This window comes from Providencia sp. PROV080 (assembly GCF_033688105.1).
GTDB lineage: Bacteria > Pseudomonadota > Gammaproteobacteria > Enterobacterales > Enterobacteriaceae > Providencia > Providencia zhejiangensis.
The window spans coordinates 1,344,622-1,363,407 of record NZ_CP096346.1 but is presented as its reverse complement, the minus strand read 5'-3'; the positions used below and the strand labels follow the sequence as shown (position 1 = coordinate 1,363,407).

General features: G+C 40.3%; 16 protein-coding genes. 3 read left to right on the top strand and 13 right to left on the bottom strand.

Annotated features, from left to right (window positions below; all coding sequences use genetic code 11):
- Positions 1–379: 379 nt before the first annotated feature.
- The 9 genes from M1F03_RS05875 to apt all read right to left on the bottom strand — a co-directional run bounded on the left by M1F03_RS05875 (position 380) and on the right by apt (position 10,704).
- Complete coding sequence (locus tag M1F03_RS05875; protein ID WP_154624234.1) at positions 380–1,693, bottom strand: inosine/guanosine kinase; 1,314 nt, start codon at positions 1,691–1,693, stop codon at positions 380–382.
- Positions 1,694–1,791: 98 nt separating this feature from the next.
- Entirely contained in the window at positions 1,792–2,919 is a 1,128-nt protein-coding gene (wzz(fepE), locus tag M1F03_RS05870; RefSeq protein WP_154624233.1) for an LPS O-antigen length regulator Wzz(fepE), read from the bottom strand.
- A gap of 118 nt (positions 2,920–3,037) precedes the next feature.
- Entirely contained in the window at positions 3,038–4,009 is a 972-nt protein-coding gene (gene hemH, locus M1F03_RS05865; RefSeq protein WP_251463772.1) for a ferrochelatase, read from the bottom strand.
- A gap of 127 nt (positions 4,010–4,136) precedes the next feature.
- Positions 4,137–4,781 (bottom strand): adenylate kinase, encoded by a 645-nt coding sequence (gene adk / locus M1F03_RS05860; protein ID WP_154623576.1) that lies wholly within the window; start codon positions 4,779–4,781, stop codon positions 4,137–4,139.
- Positions 4,782–4,973: 192 nt separating this feature from the next.
- Entirely contained in the window at positions 4,974–6,848 is a 1,875-nt protein-coding gene (gene htpG, locus M1F03_RS05855) for a molecular chaperone HtpG (protein ID WP_154623577.1), read from the bottom strand.
- 293 nt (positions 6,849–7,141) lie between these two features.
- Positions 7,142–7,741 carry a recombination mediator RecR gene (gene recR, locus M1F03_RS05850; protein WP_154623578.1) on the bottom strand — a complete coding sequence of 200 codons (600 nt, stop codon included), beginning with the start codon at positions 7,739–7,741 and terminating at the stop codon, positions 7,142–7,144.
- Positions 7,741–8,070 carry a YbaB/EbfC family nucleoid-associated protein gene (locus M1F03_RS05845; protein ID WP_154623579.1) on the bottom strand — a complete coding sequence of 110 codons (330 nt, stop codon included), beginning with the start codon at positions 8,068–8,070 and terminating at the stop codon, positions 7,741–7,743. Before M1F03_RS05845 ends, recR begins: the two co-directional genes overlap by 1 nt.
- A 49-nt stretch (positions 8,071–8,119) precedes the next feature.
- Entirely contained in the window at positions 8,120–10,057 is a 1,938-nt protein-coding gene (gene dnaX / locus M1F03_RS05840) for a DNA polymerase III subunit gamma/tau (RefSeq protein ID WP_196713420.1), read from the bottom strand.
- Positions 10,058–10,152: 95 nt separating this feature from the next.
- Positions 10,153–10,704, bottom strand: coding sequence for an adenine phosphoribosyltransferase (apt, locus tag M1F03_RS05835; RefSeq protein WP_154623581.1), 552 nt, complete (start codon positions 10,702–10,704; stop codon positions 10,153–10,155).
- A gap of 145 nt (positions 10,705–10,849) precedes the next feature.
- Here apt and priC point away from each other — a divergent pair, with 145 nt between their 5' ends.
- Positions 10,850–11,398 carry a primosomal replication protein PriC gene (gene priC / locus M1F03_RS05830; RefSeq protein ID WP_154623582.1) on the top strand — a complete coding sequence of 183 codons (549 nt, stop codon included), beginning with the start codon at positions 10,850–10,852 and terminating at the stop codon, positions 11,396–11,398.
- A gap of 42 nt (positions 11,399–11,440) precedes the next feature.
- Here the strand turns inward: priC and M1F03_RS05825 are convergent, their stop codons facing one another.
- Positions 11,441–12,418: an FUSC family protein gene (locus M1F03_RS05825; protein WP_163860836.1), complete on the bottom strand. Its 978-nt coding sequence runs from the start codon at positions 12,416–12,418 to the stop codon at positions 11,441–11,443.
- A gap of 376 nt (positions 12,419–12,794) precedes the next feature.
- On the opposite strand from M1F03_RS05825, the gene M1F03_RS05820 reads away from it, so the two are divergent.
- Positions 12,795–12,965 (top strand): YbaM family protein, encoded by a 171-nt coding sequence (locus tag M1F03_RS05820; RefSeq protein WP_154623392.1) that lies wholly within the window; start codon positions 12,795–12,797, stop codon positions 12,963–12,965.
- Between the two features lie 6 nt (positions 12,966–12,971).
- Here the strand turns inward: M1F03_RS05820 and mscK are convergent, their stop codons facing one another.
- The 3 genes from mscK to acrR all read right to left on the bottom strand — a co-directional run bounded on the left by mscK (position 12,972) and on the right by acrR (position 17,453).
- Entirely contained in the window at positions 12,972–16,349 is a 3,378-nt protein-coding gene (gene mscK / locus M1F03_RS05815) for a mechanosensitive channel MscK (RefSeq protein ID WP_251463768.1), read from the bottom strand.
- Positions 16,350–16,435: 86 nt separating this feature from the next.
- Positions 16,436–16,789 (bottom strand): DsrE/DsrF/TusD sulfur relay family protein, encoded by a 354-nt coding sequence (locus tag M1F03_RS05810; protein WP_154623394.1) that lies wholly within the window; start codon positions 16,787–16,789, stop codon positions 16,436–16,438.
- Between the two features lie 13 nt (positions 16,790–16,802).
- The gene (gene acrR / locus M1F03_RS05805; protein WP_154623395.1) at positions 16,803–17,453 is read right to left on the bottom strand and encodes a multidrug efflux transporter transcriptional repressor AcrR; all 651 of its coding nucleotides are present in this window, start codon (positions 17,451–17,453) and stop codon (positions 16,803–16,805) included.
- Between the two features lie 132 nt (positions 17,454–17,585).
- On the opposite strand from acrR, the gene M1F03_RS05800 reads away from it, so the two are divergent.
- Complete coding sequence (locus M1F03_RS05800; RefSeq protein ID WP_154623396.1) at positions 17,586–18,773, top strand: efflux RND transporter periplasmic adaptor subunit; 1,188 nt, start codon at positions 17,586–17,588, stop codon at positions 18,771–18,773.
- The last annotated feature ends 13 nt before the right edge of the window (positions 18,774–18,786 follow it).

The window sequence follows — 18,786 nt, the reverse complement described above, 5'->3', positions numbered from 1 at the left end:
CCTTTCTCTAAGCAAGATGTAAAACATCATATCGGTTATTCATCGTGATTAACCAATCTATGCCCACGACACTCAAAAAACCTTAAATTCAATTTGATATGGCTTACCCGTTCCTTGCAATAATATCGTAATAACATTTTTATCTGTTTATTAGTCTAAAATAGAACAATTAACAATAAATGGATTCATATTTCCTCCACTTTTCAGCCCCTATAAGGCGCTATACTCCATTTCGCCTAAACCATTATTGATGATATTTTTTGTGTCCTACTTCCCCCACTGTGTGGGGGGTTTTTTCTTCACTATCTAAAAAAACACCCCACTGTTTTATTAGCAACAATGAGGTGCTATCTGACGCTATTTAAGAAAAAACCAACAACTAGCGTTCCCAATATGACTCTTCTAGACTGTCTTCTTTTTCAGGTAAACCACGGGTTAAACGCGGTGAATGCTGAGTTAGCACTTGATAACTCACCCGATTCGCATATTTGCATACTTGGGCTAATGAAGAGTAAGTCAGATACTGACGCGCATGTTTACTGGAATTCGGAACGTTCATACGATGGTATGAATTCGCAGTGATATCATGTAACAACGCCGATAAAGCGCCGTCACCGGCCCCATTGGTATTCATAATTTTTTCTGGGCCCCCCATATAAGGTTCTATATGGGAATAGATACGCATAGGAACTTCACAATCTTGCCGGCGCATAGCTCGGCTAAATTCATAGAGGTTAAATTCAGGGATCGCCCCCGGCAACAGAGGATGCTGTGTAGTGCGTTTAAATGCTTCTTCCGTATAGCCAGCCATATAAAGGCCTGAAGGCCCCGCCGTGCACAACACAAGATCAACCCAATTAAGGGCCATATCCGATGCTAACAGTGGATCATTAAAGCCCGTCAGCTCCAATGCTTCATCTTCATTCATCGCCACGACAGAAACATGTTCAGCGAGGAAATCACGCCAAAATTGAGGGTCTTGGGCTATAACAAACTTAGTTCCAAGCGTTAATACCACAGGAACATTATGCTTCTTAGCATAGCTGATAGCTTGCATCGTAGCCTCGGGCATGGTTTCACCCGGTTTACAACGCACTAAATACGCAGTAAGTACCAAGGCCGATGCACCAGCAATAATCTCTTCTGGAATACTGTCAGGACGAAGTCGATTCATATGCCCAGGGCTAATCGCAAAAGTTCGTTCACCATTTTCTGCAATCAGTGTAAAGCAACGTCCTATAGGCCCATCAACCCCTTGTAAATAGTTAAGATCCATTCGGCTCGATGTGTGGCATAAATAGCGATAAGAATAGCTACCTATTTGAATGTTATTACACATGGTACCTAACAATACAGAGCGATCATCCGCCAACACAGAGTAATTATGCAAAGTATTGCCGATGGTTCCACCTGCAAACTCATGAGTTATCAATGCATTACTTGTTAGCTCTGCATATAACGCTTCTGCAACATCATCTTCTATAACTAAAGAATGCCCTTTGCTTAATTGATAGCGTTCAATAAATGCATCATCGACCTTGGCTTCAATATCGACAAGTGTCTGATCGATACCCACGATATAGGATCGACAGTTTTCACCCTCATCCATCCGCTCTTTGATAGGTTGTAACAGTGGATCTCTTAAACTAACAGGAAAATAATGCTTTGATTTACGTTGACCGGGGAATTTCATAATGAACAAATTAGCGAGTAGACATGCCGCTATTCTAGCATGATAAACATAAACCAGCACCTGCGATCAAGGTGACAATTTATGTTTATCGTGATCGATTATGAATGTGACGCCGTCTTCATTGTATAATCGCGGTATAGCTCGCGAGTTAATACGTATGCGCTGCTCAAGATCAGGCCGAGGATAGCACTCAATGCGATGATGAGTGTCGATTTTGGCGAATCTTTCTTAGCGGGTAAATCAGGTGCAAGAATGAATTTAGCGGGTAAAAAGTCGATAGTATCAATCTTTAATTCTGACAAGCTATTGATGTAGTGTTGACGAATTTGTAAATCTTCACTCAACATTGCAATATCACGGTTCTGCAACTCTATCGCTAATTTTTTCTCTAGCGCTTCAGTTCCTAACGCAATGGGATAATCAGGATCATCACTAATGATGGCAGAATCCGTCACTATCGGCTTACGAACGCCCGCCGCTTTTGCGATATCAATGGCACGTTTTAATCTTTCCACCTTAACATCGTATTCTGTCCGAATTTTTGTCACCTCTTGTTTAAAGGTTTCATTTGCACGGACTAACTGTTGGGCTATCGCATTTTGAATATCTTGCTTAAATTGCTCCCTGACTTTTGTTGCTGTATAGCGAACATAGCCAGCCAACAGATCTTGAGCTTCTGAAGGCGTCGGTGCAATGAAAGTGAGTATAATGTCATTCGATGTACTATTTTTTTCTTTTGACTGGTCTGTAATATGAATACTGTTGGTAATAATGTTATTTACCAGTCGTTGCTCACCATTTTCTTTATCCGCTGGATCAATTTTTTTGGCGAGTTCTTGAAAGTAGTTCGTGCTACGAACATAGGCTTCTTGATTAACTTTTGACCGATACTGCTCAATAAATGCATTAAAAATTTGTTGTGCAGATAAATCAATTTTCACATCAAGAACACTGAGTTGCGCACTGAGTGTATTAATATCTTTAATTTCTTCAGAAGATGGGGGAACAACAACCGCTGTACTGCTCCATTTTTGGGGGAGCAGGGATACCACAAGAGTACTAATAAGCGTAATAGCAACAGTGATAGCGATAATAATAAATTTATTTCTTATTAAAACAGCAAACAAAGCCATCAAATCAACTTCATCGCTTTGCTGTAAGTTAAATTGCGAGATTTGCATCTCACTTGCTGTTTTATCATTCCGTGATTCTCTATCAGTGCTCATAATAAATTCCAGTTAAGTACCAAATTAATAATGCATCAACCCTTTATATCAGTGAGTATAATAGTTTTCTCGATTTATGATATATCGATAAACACCATATTTAATATTAATTTAAACTTTAAATTGTTTTTATTAAACCATTAATCAGGATTTTGAATAAGTTAATACTATCCTCACTGTCATTTAATGCGGGTATATAATGATAGGATTCTCCCCCTTGGCTTTTGAAAAAGTGTTGATTTTGTTCACTAATTTCTTCTAGTGTTTCTAAACAGTCCGCAGAAAATCCGGGACAAATCACTTGAACTGATTTTACGCCTTGTGAGGGTAATTGATTCATTGTCTCATCGGTATAGGGCGTTAACCAAGGCTCACGACCAAAACGAGATTGATAAGTCATCAATACACGTTCCGCTGGAAAATTCAACGCCTCTTTAACTAAACGAGTTGTTGCTTCACACTCTTGTGGATAAATATCGCCAGTATCCGCATAACGTTTAGGAATGCCATGGAACGACAAAATCAGTCGGTCAGGTTCACCATGCTGAGCAAAGCTTTGCTCAATTGAGTTGACTAAGCCCTGAATATAGGCAGGATGCGTCGCATAACTACGGATAAAATGTAACGACGGAATTGTACGCATTTGCTTGAGAATCGCGGAAATACCATCATAGACAGCCGCTGTCGTCGAACAGGAGTACTGAGGATATAAAGGAAGTACGATTAATTCGGTCACACCTTGGCACATCAAGGAGTCAATTGCACTTTTCAGTGACGGTGAGCCATAACTCATCCCAACTTCTATTGGTATATTAGAAAAACATTTAGCTAACTTAGCTTTCTGCTTTAACGTATAAGCGAGTAAAGGTGAACCATCTTCGGTCCAAATTGATTGATAGAGTTTCGCAACCTTAGGCGAACGAAATGGCAATACAATGCCATATAAAATAGGTTTCCAAATCGCACGAGAGACATCAATAACACGGACATCACTCAAAAATTCCGCAAGATAACGTTTAACTGCCGGAGTCGTTGGGGCATCAGGCGTCCCTAGATTAACCAATAAAATACCGAATTTATTCTCTGACACAATGATACTCCTTAAATGATAATTATTCCCAACTTTATATCATAAAATGCGGTCTTTATTTATCTTCTTATGCGACAAAAGCAAAGGCAGCGATTATCGCTGCCTTTGTTGATAGCTATCATCTTTATTAGCCGAGGATTTTTGCTAATTCTTCACTCACTTCAGAAACTTTGCGAGTTCCATCAATTTTGAAATACTGAGTGTTACCCGCAGCCGCTTCTTTTTGATAATAAGCGACCAAAGGTGCGGTTAAATCATGATATTCAACCAAACGCTTACGAACGGTATCTTCTTGGTCATCTTTACGAATAGTGAGCTCTTCACCTGTGACATCATCTTTATTTTCAACTTTAGGTGGGTTGAATGTCACATGATAAACACGACCTGAAGGTGCATGCACACGGCGACCAATAATACGCTCAACAATGATTTCATCAGGTACATCGAATTCTAATACGAAATCAACATCAATACCGGCTTCCTTCATTGCATCAGCTTGAGGAATGGTGCGCGGGAACCCATCCAACAAGAAGCCATTGCGGCAGTCATCTTGTTTGATGCGCTCTTTAACTAATGCAATCACTAATTCATCAGTCACTAACTTACCATTATCCATTAGCTCTTTTGCTTTTAAACCTAGCTCACTACCTGCTTTAACTGCTGCACGTAACATGTCGCCAGTTGAAATTTGTGGAATACCAAATTTCTCCATAATAAATTGAGCTTGAGTGCCCTTACCGGCGCCTGGAGCACCGAGCAGAATGATACGCATTGCGTAAACCCCTTGCTATTTAGTTTTTTATAATTTGAAAAGAAAACAAGATACCATACCATTAGGATGGCGCTTTACTCAAGAAGACACGTAAACGTTTTCGCATTTTACTTCTTTCGTAAAAGAAAAAAACCACGCTAAAGCGCTGGCTAAAACGTGGTTTTTGCTCAAAAACGAAAATCAATTAGCGAATTATTTCATTAATAATTCGTTGATTTTACGAATGAATAAATTTGGATCTTCTAATGTACCGCGCTCTGCTAATAAAGCTTGGTCTAACAAAACATTAACCCAATCAGCAAACAGTGCATCATCCGTCACTTCTGACGCTTTCTTAACCAGTGGATGTGATGGATTAAGCTCAAAGTTATATTTCACTTCAGGAGCCGCTTGACCTGCCGCAGCGAATAACTTCGCCATTTGTGTGCTCATCTCATCGGCATCGGTGGTGACAATCGCAGGTGTATCCGTCAAGCGGTGGGTCAATTTGACCTCTTTAACGCGATCTGCCAACAATGTTTTCACACGCTCAACAAAAGGTTCTAATTGCTTATCGGCTTCTTCTTGCTCTGCTTTATCTTCATCTGCGAGTTTATCCAGCGACTCATCGGCTTTGCTAACCGATTGGAAAGGCTTACCATCAAACTCGGATAAATAGTTCATCATCCATTCATCAATGCGATCAGAAAGCAGTAGTACCTCAATACCTTTCTTACGGAACAGCTCTAAATGAGGGCTGCTCTTAGCCGCAGCATAGCTATCCGCCGTGATGTAATAGATTTTCTCCTGCCCTTCAACCATACGGCTAATATAGTCTTCTAAAGAGACATTCTGCACGTTGCTATCATTATGTGTTGATGCAAAACGCAGCAGTTTCGCAATAGCTTCACTATTGCTCATATCTTCCGCAGGTCCTTCTTTCATCACTAGACCAAATTGCTGCCAGAAAGACTGATATTTTTCCGCATCATTCTTCGCCAGTTTATCTAGCATTTGCAGGACACGCTTGGTTAATGCACCACGCAAGCTACGAGTTAATGCGCTATCTTGCAGTATTTCGCGAGATACGTTGAGGGGTAAATCGTTTGAATCCAATACCCCACGCACAAAGCGCAAATAATTTGGCATAAACTGCTCAGCGTCATCCATAATAAACACACGCTGAACATACAGTTTTAATCCATGGCGCTGCTCACGATTCCAGAGATCAAACGGCGCCTGTGAAGGTATATACAATAAGCTAGTGTACTCCTGCTTACCTTCAACACGATTATGAGACCAAGTTAATGGATCCGCATAATCATGGGAGATGTGTTTGTAAAACTCGATATACTCTTCATCAGAAATTTCAGACTTATTACGCGTCCATAGCGCTTTAGCTTGGTTGATTTTCTCCCAAGTTATTGTGCCATCTTCTTCATTTTTAACTTCAATTTCTACAGGTAGTGCAATATGGTCTGAATATTTGCTGATAACTGAACGCAAACGCCAGTTATCTAAAAACTCTTTTTCATCTTCACGCAAATGTAACGTGATTTCAGTGCCACGATCCGCTTTTTCAATGTCGGCAATAGTGTATTCACCTTCACCAGCAGATTCCCAAAATACGCCTTGGTCTGCCGATGCACCAGCAGCACGGCTACGAACAGTCACTTTATCAGCAACGATAAAAGCAGAATAGAAACCAACACCAAACTGACCAATCATTTGACTATCTTTTGCTTGGTCACCACCCAGAGATTCTAAAAAGGCTTTAGTGCCTGATTTAGCGATCGTTCCTAAGTTATCAATAACTTCATCACGGCTCATACCAATACCGTTATCGCTAATTGTGAGTGTCCCATCTTCTTTATTTGCGCTAATGCGAACACGCAGTTCCCCATCATTTTCATACAATTCAGGTTTTGAAAGTGCACGAAAACGCAGTTTATCTGCCGCATCGGATGCGTTTGAAATAAGTTCACGCAAAAAGATTTCTTTGTTTGAGTAAAGAGAGTGGATCATCAACTGGAGCAGTTGTTTGACTTCAGATTGGAACCCGCGAGTTTCTTGTCCTTTCATACTCATTAATGCCTCTATATCATCAATCTAATGGGATAGTTTTGACTTATCGATGAGATTGAATTGGGGGCAAAAAACAGAAATTCAAGCGCATGAAAGAAAAAATGTCTCCGCGAAGACTCAACGACAATAAGTCATTCAAAGGGATAACTGAGTGATACTAAAGAATAAAAAAGCGAAGAGATTCGAATTATGTGAAAGGACTGCGACAAAAACAATAAGCGATGCTTATGGTAAGACATTGCGGTGATTAAAGCTACAGCCAGTCAACCGCCCGTAGCTTAAGATGTTACCTGTTACTAGAGGCGCTGCCTACCCGCTAATGAGTGAGATAACGTGGTACCATCGACCATTTCCAGCTCACCACCAACAGGTACGCCATGTGCGATTCGGCTTGCAGTAATGCCATATTGAGCACACATCTGCGCAATATAGTTTGCTGTTGCCTCACCTTCTACCGTTGGGTTAGTCGCAAGTATCACTTCAGTAATGGTTTCAGAAGATAACCGCTCTTCTAATCTATCCAGTCCGATATCCATCGGGCCAATACCATCAATCGGTGATAAATGCCCCATCAGCACAAAATAACGCCCTGAAAATTGACCAGTTTGTTCCACAGCATAAATATCCGCAGGGCTTTCAACCACACAAATCAAACCGTTCTGTTGACGACGCGGATTTTCACAGATATTACACACATCCTGTTCGGTAAAAGTACGACAATCACGGCAGTGACCGATTTCTGACATTGCTCGAGTCAGTGACTGCGCAAGGCGCATGCCACCACTACGATCACGCTGAAGCAGATGAAAAGCCATACGTTGCGCTGACTTTGGCCCAACACCAGGGAGACAGCGCAAAGCTTCCATCAATGACTCTAGAAGCGGACTCGTTTGCATTAGAATGGCATCTTAAAGCCTGGTGGCAGTTGCATGCCACTTGAAACACTTGCCATTTTTTCTTTCTGCGTTTCTTCAATACGGCGAGCTGCATCATTAAATGCTGCGGCAATCAAATCTTCCAGCATATCTTTATCATCTTCAAGAAGACTTGGATCTATCTCAACACGGCGGCAGTTATGTGAGCCGTTGATGGTAACTTTGACTAGACCAGCGCCAGATTCGCCTGTTGCTTCTAGATTGGCGATTTCTTCCTGAACTTTTTGCATTTTTTCTTGCATTTGTTGGGCTTGCTTCATTAGATTGCCCAAACCACCTTTACCAAACATAGTTATCTCTCACTACTGAGGCCACAGCTTGCTCATAGAGACTGTAGCGTTAAACGGGGCGAATACTTTCTTCATCTAACTGCGCATCAAACATCGAGCGTAGTTTTTGAATCGTTTTATCCGCAATAATTGACTGACGCGCTTGCGCCAGCTTTTCTTCATAAATCGCCTGTCGCCATTCAAGCGGCGTTTTCACTTCGGTATTATCATCTTGAACGATGTTTAGTTCAACAGGATGACCGTAGTGTTCACTCAAGGCACTTTGTAATGCGTCATGTGCCGACGGCTTATTAAGATGACGCTGCGCGGGTCGCAAATGAAGAACGATTTGTGACTCACTGATTCTTTCTATATATGAATTCAAAGCTAATTGTTCAACTAGCTTAGGGATATTTAATTGCGCTATTTCTGCTGACCAGCTATCCCGCTCTCGACCTTCTTCAATAATCTTAGCCGCTAATTCAGGCGTTTTTTCATACTCTAACGCCTCTTTTATTTCAGTCGGTGTGGTAATCGTTTCTTTAGCTTGAGGTTCTTCAAACTGAGGCCGCCACTGATAATGCTTTGGTTTTGTCGATTTTTTAGCGTCAACAGTTTGGTTAACACCCTTTTTTTGATGCTGGCTAGTGACCGCGGCCAGCCTCTCAAGTGCTGACATCGCCGGCTTAGCCTTTTCAGGCGCGGCCGGTTTATTCTTTTTTCCGTCAGATACCTCATCTTGTGAGGACTGTAGCGCTTCCTTAGCCTTTAATAATTGAAAAGTAGGACTATTTTCTGCTATCGGCGCATTTGCCGATAACGGTGATGAAGCCGGTGTTGGTTTCGATGCAACTGAGCGAGTCGGCATCACAGAAGCAGGCTGTACGGCCACCGTTTGTGCTACGGGTTCTTCAATAATGCTTTTGGGGTGAAACGCCAAAGCACGTAACAAAGCCATTTCAATGCCCATACGGCGTTCTGGTGCGTAAGGGAGGTCTCGACGACCAATCAGTAATGTTTGATAAAATAATTGCAAATCTGCTGGAGAAATTATTCGCGCTATTTGTCTGAGACGCCCTTCCGTCGATGAAGGATCCGTTTCTTTTCCTGCGGGTAATAGCTGGATCATGGCAACGCGATGCAACAATGACAATATTTCTACCAGAAGATTTTCCCAATCTGCGCCACGGGTTGCTGCATGCTCGACTTCTTCCATGACAGCAATACCATCAGCACGCACCAAAGCTTCAATGATCGCAAGCGGCTGCTCATCATCCAGCGTACCTAACATCTGACTGACAATATCTGCTGTAACCTGACCTTGCCCCATCGCTATCGCTTGATCTGTCAAACTCAACGCATCACGTAAACTACCATCAGCTGCGCGAGAAATGAGCTGGCGCGCGCGCGAATCATGTTCAATGCCTTCTGCATTTAAAATATGTTCAAGCTGCTCATTAATTTGAGTGACATCTAACGCTTTTAAATGAAACTGCAAACAACGCGACAAAATCGTCACCGGTAATTTTTGTGGATCGGTTGTTGCCAGTAAAAATTTAACGTGCTCAGGCGGCTCTTCTAGCGTTTTTAATAACGCATTAAAGCTATGGCGCGATAGCATATGCACTTCATCAATAAGATAGACTTTAAAACGCCCGCGAGCCGGCGCATACTGCACGTTGTCTAATAATTCTCGCGTATCTTCAACTTTTGTTCTCGATGCCGCATCGATTTCGATCAAATCGACGAAACGCCCCTGCTCGATCTCTTGGCAATTGGTACATTTTCCACAAGGTGTTGCTGTGATCCCCGTTTCACAATTAAGACCTTTGGCAAACAAACGGGCAATTGTCGTTTTACCGACACCACGAGTGCCAGAAAAAAGATAGGCGTGATGAAGCCTCTGGTGTTCCAGACCATTTGCTAATGCGGTCAATACATGCTGTTGACCGACAACATCTGAAAATTTTTGGGGGCGCCACTTACGGGCAAGTACCTGATAGCTCATGAATTATGCAGTTTCTTAACACGGTGATAGCACCATGCTACCACAGCCTCGCCCCTTACGGCGAGACTGTGATAAAAATAGTGAGGAAAATAGGATTAGTGGCCTGGGAACTCAACTAAACTAAATGAGTTAACGCCCTCAGCAGCAAGGCGCTCTACGCCGCCTAAATCCGGTAGGCTGATAATAAAAGCGGCATCGACAATGTTCGCGCCTAGTTGCTTGATCATTCTTACTGTTGCTTCAACAGTACCGCCTGTTGCAAGTAGATCATCGATGACTAATACATTATCTTCAGGCTGAATACTGTCACGATGGATCTCCAGCGTGTCAGTGCCATATTCTAAATCATAGGTCATACTTAATACTTCGCGAGGTAGTTTGCCTTTTTTACGTACAGGAACAAAACCAACGCCTAAGCGCAACGCGACTGGTGCACCAAACAGAAAACCGCGCGCTTCAGTACCTACAATTTTGGTGACATCTTTATCTTTATAATGCTCAACCAACAAATCGATGGTAGCTTGATAAGCTGCTGGGTTATTTAACAGTGTGGTAATATCGCGGAATAATACCCCTTCTTTTGGGTAATCAGGGATAGTTGCAATACTTTCTTTAATCAATTGCAGTTGTTGCTCTCTAGCAGTCATAATAAAGTGCCAATCAATAGTAAACACGAAAAGGTAGAATCTATTTAAAGTACCATAAAAATGCAATAAGGAGCCGCTTATTTGCGACAAGTTTTATTGCTACATATCAATTTTCCATGATTTTTCACTAGTAACGAGAAGAAAAATGAAAATACAGGCTCTTTTAGATGCGCTAAAAACGCAAATTGACGCATTGCAAACCCGCATAGCACCTATCGCTGATCAGGAATTTTCACATTCCCGCTTTGATTCGCAACTGTTTAGCACTAAATCAACGCATCTAGGGGATTGCCAAAAAGAGTTAAATAAACTGTACCAACAACTTTCCCACAGTGTGTCACTTGGTCATATTGAACAAGTTAACTTTCTGACAGAGAAAATAACGCATCAAATCCAAGCGCTTTCCCGAGAACTGTCTACTCAAGCATTACGCCAAAAAGAGACCTCTTTTCAAGAAAAGAAAGAACACGTCGATCTGTATGAACGGTTGGCACAGCATCAAGATTATGAACGCCGATTACTCGCCATGGTCAGTGAACGTGAATTGCAACTCAATGGCCTGACCGATCACGTAAAACGTCACCAATGCCAAAAAGATATTGCAGCATTAGCGGGAAGGCTATACCGTTGCCGGCAAGCATTGATACGTATCGAAAAAGCCATAGAACATCAAGAAAACCAATTTTTGGACTAAATTATTAATGGGTGTAGCCTCAGCTCCCATTGTAAGGCGACCTCAATAAATTGATTTATTCTTCATGATTAATTTTATGCAGTAACTGCATACTACCGCAAATAAGCCACCAATGAATGTTTCCATGATCCTTTCTGACAATAAATGATAATCAACATTATTCAGATAAATTGACATTTCAATTAATGACAAGACTAACCCAGTCAAACAAATTGTCCCGAATACATTATTTTTCTTTGTATTACTGATAGGGATTAAAAATGAAAACAAGAGAATTAATGTAAAACCTATGTATGGCATTAAGATAGATGAGTTAAATGCCAAATAAAGTATCAAAACAACAATCAGCGTTCCAATGACCCTATCACGCGTTAATTTAACGATATTTGTTAATTTAGGATTTAAGACAAAGATAAAGGTTAATGGTGCCCAAAAAAAATGGTCTATATTGATGGCTCTTGATGATAAAACACAAAAAATTAAGCCTGTCGAGTAGATCAATGATTGTCCCACTAAGGGAACAGTGACTCTATCTCTTTTTAAAAAGATATACTTCTTTATCTGGTGAATCGTAATTGTTTTCCGTTTGCTCACAGCGTAACAGAACGCAAGTGTCACCACCGTTCCTATCAGTAAACCTATCACCAAGCCGTTGAAGCTCGACTTATTTAAGGTTGCCCCTATGATAAAGAAAATCATAAAGTACTTAAACGACATCTCTAAAGAGGAATCAACATTATAAAGTTGATAATAGAAAAAAGGTGATAGAAATAATACGATAAAGAACAAATAACTAAAGCCTAAAGAATAACCAAGAGCCGTCCCTACAAACACAAATAATGAACATAATAATGAATAAATAATATTTTTATAGCGATTCGCTTTATTAAATATCGTATAACCATGAAGCGCTGACAGTGAACTCCATAAAGTTGCATCAATACCTGCAATATAATAAGTGATAATAAAGCTTAGCACGATACAAAATGTTAAATAGAGGCTTTCCGATAATTTCGTCACAAAATCACCCAGTTATACTATTACCAATAGGTAATAATACTAACATGCACGTAATACCATAACAATCAATAAACTACTTCAATATCATTGATATAAATGATATTACTCAGCTACTCTATTTTCACAAATCGATTAATGACGGGTTATTTTATTATTTACTATACATATTAGAATTATAAAAACTATTGTAGATTTTAACTCTCCCCTTCACGATAAAATGTCAAAGGCACGTTAATTTCTCGTCGCTATTCTTATTATTTTTTTATCATTGTGTAATATCAACTTGCTCCTATTTCGATTAAAAACTAATATCTATCAATGTCGCTACTAAAAAAATGCGTACGATAACTCGCTAAGTCGATACTAAGGAGCCAGAATGGATTCTCTAAAAAATGCCCCCAAAGAAACTCAGCTTGCCGTTGATCTTATCTATTTACTTGAAACTTCAGACGTTGAAACTGACGTGGTACTTAAAGCGCTTGAAATTGTAAAAAATGACTATCTCACTAAACAGGCTGCCGAAGCAACCTGCTCATCGAGCAATTAAGTCATATTAATTACCATCATCTTTTTTTACGTTAGGGTCACGTTTTATTTCTTGAATTTCGTCACCTCGCTCGTTATGAAGGTGAACCTCTAACTGGTTAAATGCAATATTAATGTCATTTTCACGACACAATTTATCTATTGCACGATGCACCTCATCACTCGTCGTTCCTCTATCGCCTATTTGGCGAACATAAAAACGCAATTCATGGTCAAGGGTGCTCGCACCAAACCCAGTGAAATACACCGCAGGTGCAGGGTCTGTCATCACCTTACTATTTGAGGTCGCAGCACTTAACAGCACTTGCTTCACTTTATCGAGATCAGAACCGTAAGCCACACCTAATGCTACCGTAATCCTCGTCACTGTATCCGAAAGTGACCAGTTAATGAGACGTTCAGTCACAAACGCTTTATTCGGGATGATCACTTCTTTGCGATCAAAATCAATGATAGTGGTTGCACGAATACGAATTTTACTTACCGTTCCCGAATAACTGCCAATCGTTACGGTATCACCGATACGAATCGGCCTTTCGAATAACAAGATAATCCCCGAAACAAAGTTCGCAAAAATTTCTTGTAAGCCAAACCCCAAACCAACCGTTAATGCCGCGGCTAACCACTGAAGCTTACTCCATGTAATACCGAGCATCCCCAATGACGTTATCGCACCAATACCGACAATAATGTAAGTTAAAATCGTGGTGATGGCATAAGTCGAACCTTGTCGTAATTTTAAGCGTGACAGAACTAAAACCTCTAATAAGCCCGGTAAGTTACGTGTCATAATCCATGCGACAACGATAATCACCATCGCCAAGATTAAATTGGCTAGCGTGACTGATTGTAAAGTATTGCTACCTTCAGCGGTTGTTGCGGTGTAATGCCATAAATCAACACTGTCTAAAAATGAAAATATCGTAATAAAATCAGACCAGATTGCATAAAAAGCTAAAGCAAAAATGATAAATAATACCATCGTGGTTAAACGCAATGACTGTTGACTAATTAATTCAATCGTCATTGGCGGTTCTTTGATGGGTTCGTTTTCACTCTCTTCTTGATGCTGGGCTTTACGACGTTCGATAGCACGTTGATAAGCCAGTTTACGAGCCACTAGAGTCAGGCTGCGCAAACACGCATTATAGGTAATATACCAAAGCAGTAATAAATACAGGCTATCTAACCAACGATTAGCCAGACGTAATGTGGTGTAGTAATACCCCGCCATCATTAAACCAATTAAGATTAGAGGAGAAAACGTGAGCAATGTTACCACGACAGAACGAGTTAAATGGCTGCCTTTTTCTTGCCAGATATGTTTGCAAAATGGCAATGTAAATATAAATAACATCAGTAGTGACAGTAAAACAATTAACTGCCCAATCACATCTTCAGAAACTTTTAGAGGATTAATCACGCCATAAGTTGAAAAATAAATTAATGGTAACAATGGCAGTGATAAACGCGCGACTCGGCGACGAGTCTGTGCGGCAAGTTTTGGCTCAATACTAAAATGCTTTTCTGCTATCCCTCTTGGCTTTAATACCCTTAACGTTAATTCAAAAAGCACCCAAAAAATGGCTAATTGCTGGCAAAGCGCCCACACAAATTCACCTTGAGCATTGCCTGTTTTTAAAAACCAATAACCAATAGCCAGTAATACCAAAGCCGTCGGTAATGTTTGCAGCAGCGTAAGTAATAGCGCAAATGGCGTATTTAATAAACTATCTTGTCTTAAACTGGAAAGGCTTTGAGTGATTTGCTGTAAACGTTCAGCGATTTTTCGGTATAACCAAATAAACACTAATGCCAATACCAATAATGGGATTACCACGAATAATGAATTGGTGATCCCCTTTTTAATATTGCCCTTTGATAAGCTAAAATCAAAACTATTGATTTGTTGTGTTGCTGCCTCTGGAAACGTTTTAACCCAAGTGAGGTCGATCGGCTTATTACTGTTTACCCAAAAGATTTGTTGTGCGAGAGTGTGTTCTAGCGAACTAATCACACTCAATAATTGATTTTGATCGAGTTGTAAATTAATCGCTTGAGAAATTTGATTACCTAATTGTAGATTAAGCTCATCTAATAGCTCACGCCTTACATCCAATAATTTAGTTAACGCTTGTTTATCTTCATCTGACAACAAATAACGACTGTCTTGTTCCCCACCTGACTTTTCCGCTAATTGTTTCTCCAGATTCAAGATGTAATTATTCATTTGATATAACGCATCACGCTGCTGATTAACATCAAACTGTTCAAGGCGTAGATCCGCAATGGTATTAGGCAAATTTTTAGTTAAAATATCATCTGGTAAATCAATTTGTTGTTGAAACAGAATACGTGATAACAATAAGCTACCCCGTAATACATTAATTTGTTCTTTCAAATTACGTTCAGACTGCGTTGCTCGTTCAAGCCAAGTTTTCACACGGATACTATTTTGTACCATGAGATTATTACTCTGAGTCACTTCGATCAAACGTTCGCTAAGCGCATTATTAATCGCTAATTCTTTTTGAATGATAGGATTTTGCTTTAACTGTAGTTCATTATCCGTGGAGGTTTGTGCCTCACGCGCTGTAGCTTCAGAATCATTAAGCCGTTTACTGCTTATATAGGATTGTAGTAATTGAATACGGTTTTCAAGCTGTTCAATATAATAAATCGTGTAGTCACGTTGTTTTTGTAATACATCTTGCAACTGGGTGTTGCCCTGTAACACACGTTTTTGATAATCATTTTGTTGCTGTAAATAGTTCTGTTCTATTTGCAGTAATTCAATTTGTGTATCTCGTAGTTTTGTCGATTCATTAAAAACACTATTAAGCTCATTACGTATTTCTTGTAATCGCCGAGCATTCTCCAGCATCACCGCTTGCGCTCTTTCTGGCTGAGTTTGCAAAGTAATTAAATAGCTATTGTAATTGGCAAGGTCATTCTGCTCAGCTTGTAATTGTTCTAATGCATGACTGAGCATAGTTTCTAACTGTTTTTGTGACGCATTCTTGATGCTATTGGTAAAATTCCGTGTTTCTTCTTCACTGTTATTTTTAAGTTGTTGTAATGCATTCACCGCATGTTTAGCATCATCACTCGCCCTATCGAGACTTTTTTGCAGTTCATCCGACTTACTATCCAGTTTACTTAGCTCATCATAAAAAATAAGCGACTTTTCAATATCAGCAATAGACAGCTTATCTTCAGCACTTTGGTTACTTTTTTTACTCAATACATTCAGTTTATTTTGAATGTCATTTTTGCTTGGAAGAGAATTACTTATTGCAGCATTAGCATAGCAAGAAAAGAAGAAAGCAAAGAGTACAAAGATAACCCTGAATTGCCAGTCTCTTAGATTTTTCAGTGTCCGCATGGATGAACCCATAAGAGGTTTTTTGATTCTGTTTAGATAAAATAAAGCGCGCTGCTAGTAAAGACTAACAGCACATTGAGTCCTAATTAAAATGTTAGAACTTTTTCTGCTTCTAATGTCCAAGCAGCAAGCTCAACTAATGTACCAATCTCGACACCATCTGCTAGGGCTAATTCACTAACACCACGTGCATCGGTACAGGTTTTGCATAATTTCACTGGCACCTGCTGTGCAGTCAAAATTTCTAACATTTGCTGAATATTATAACCTTCTTTTGGCTTTTGCGCTTTAATTCCCGCCGTAACGGCATCCGACATTAAAAATAACTTCAGTTCGGTTTGCGGATGTTGTTCTTTTAGTGTGATTGCTAACCGTAATGAGTTAAATAACGTTTCGTTACCGTAAGGAGCACCATTAGCAATTATTAAAATTGATGACATAACCTCTCTCCAATTATTCTGGCTGTTCTGTCTTTAGCCGTAAAGATGGACTGTATTTCAATGCGTCTAACATGGTTTCTACCAGCATTTCAGTACGTTTTTGTATATTAAAACTATCAGGCTGTAATAACCAGTTCTCCAATAGCCCCGCCATCATCGCTCGTACCATAATAGCACCACATTCTAAATCAAGGTTCGCAGGTAATTGTCCTAGTTCAACACAACTACGCAAATGTTCAATGATACGATAATGGCTCGCCATATAGTTTTCTCTTTTTAAATCCACAATAACAGCCATTTCACCTACCAATTCACACTTATGAAAAAGAATATCCATTAAAGCGCGATTTTTAGGGCTTTCTATAAAATCTGTCAAAATATAAACTAAAATTTCTTTTAGAATTGCTAGTGGATCATTACTATACTTCTGACGATAATAGTTTTCGGCCTGTAATATCTGGCTATCACTAAATTCACAAGCTTGGTGGAATAAATCGACCTTATTTTTGAAGTGCCAGTATATCGCACCGCGGGTTACACCAGCGGCCTTTGCAATATCGGCTAACGATGTCGCCGAAACGCCTCGTTCAGAGAAGGTTTTGATGGCAGCATCTAAAATTTCCTGACGGGTTTCTTCGGCCTGTTGTTTAGTTTTTCGTGCCATTGTAACTCGTTTATATACAAAGCTGATTTACATACATTCGTGTATGTTTGTACTATAGCATAGTGATAAATCTTATTGTTTACCATTTTCTTGTATTGTTTTTTACTCATGTTGATTAATTGAGGTTAACTTATGCGAAAAAACAGAGGGGTGTTACCTCTGGCTCTGTTGGTTCTTTCAGGTGGCTTAGCTTTATCAGGTTGTAACGATGAACAGAAAGGTGGCGGTGAACGCCCGGCGCCTGAAGTAGGAATTGTTACGCTTAAAGCCGAACCTCTGACTATCAAGACTGAATTACCAGGTCGTACGTCTGCATATCGTATTGCAGAAGTTCGCCCACAGGTAAGTGGCATTATACTCAAACGTAACTACAAAGAAGGTAGCGATGTTGAGGCCGGAACGTCTTTATATCAGATAGATCCAGCGCCTTTCCAAGCCACTTTTGATAGTGCTAAAGCGGAACTTGCTAAAGCGCAAGCTAACGCAAACTTAGCGGGTTTGACTGTAAAACGCTACAAACCACTTCTAGGCACTAATTATATTAGTAAGCAAGAATACGATCAGGCCACCTCAACTTATGCTCAAGCTTTAGCAGCCGTTAAGGCAGCAGAAGCAGCCGTTGAGACTGCGCGTATTAACCTAAACTATACCAAAGTTACTGCGCCTATCAGCGGTCGTACTGGGAAATCTAATGTCACAGAAGGTGCATTAGTTGCTTCAGGACAAGCGACTGAGTTGATGCGAGTTCAACAGCTAGACCCTATCTATGTTGACGTTACGCAATCCAGTGAGGATTTCTTACGCCTACGTAATGAGATAGAAAAAGGTGCTCTCCAAAAAGAGCCGGGCAAAGCCCCTGTTAGCTTAGTCATTAATAATGGCCAAGAGTATGCCCAAAAAGGAGCTCTGGAATTTTCTGATGTCACCGTGGATGAGACAACAGGTTCAATCACGATGAGAGCAGTATTCCCGAACCCAAATAAAGAGCTTATGCCAGGAATGTTTGTGCGCGCTATCTTAGAAGATGGTGTTATGGAAAAAGCGATTCTGGTTCCTCAGCAAGGTTTAGCTCGTACGCCACAAGGTGACGCTCAAGTCATGGTTGTTGGTGCCGAGAATAAAGTTGAAGTCAGAAAAGTTAAAGCAGCACAAGCTGTAGGCAACAAATGGCTGGTGACTGATGGCTTGAAGGATGGCGATCGCGTGATTGTGATTGGCCTACAAAAAATCAAACCCGGTATTGTTGTCGTTCCTAAGGAAGCTAATTTAGAAGCGCAAACCATAGACAATCAGGCTCAACCTGAACAAAAGTCTAAGTAAGGGAGCGGTTGAT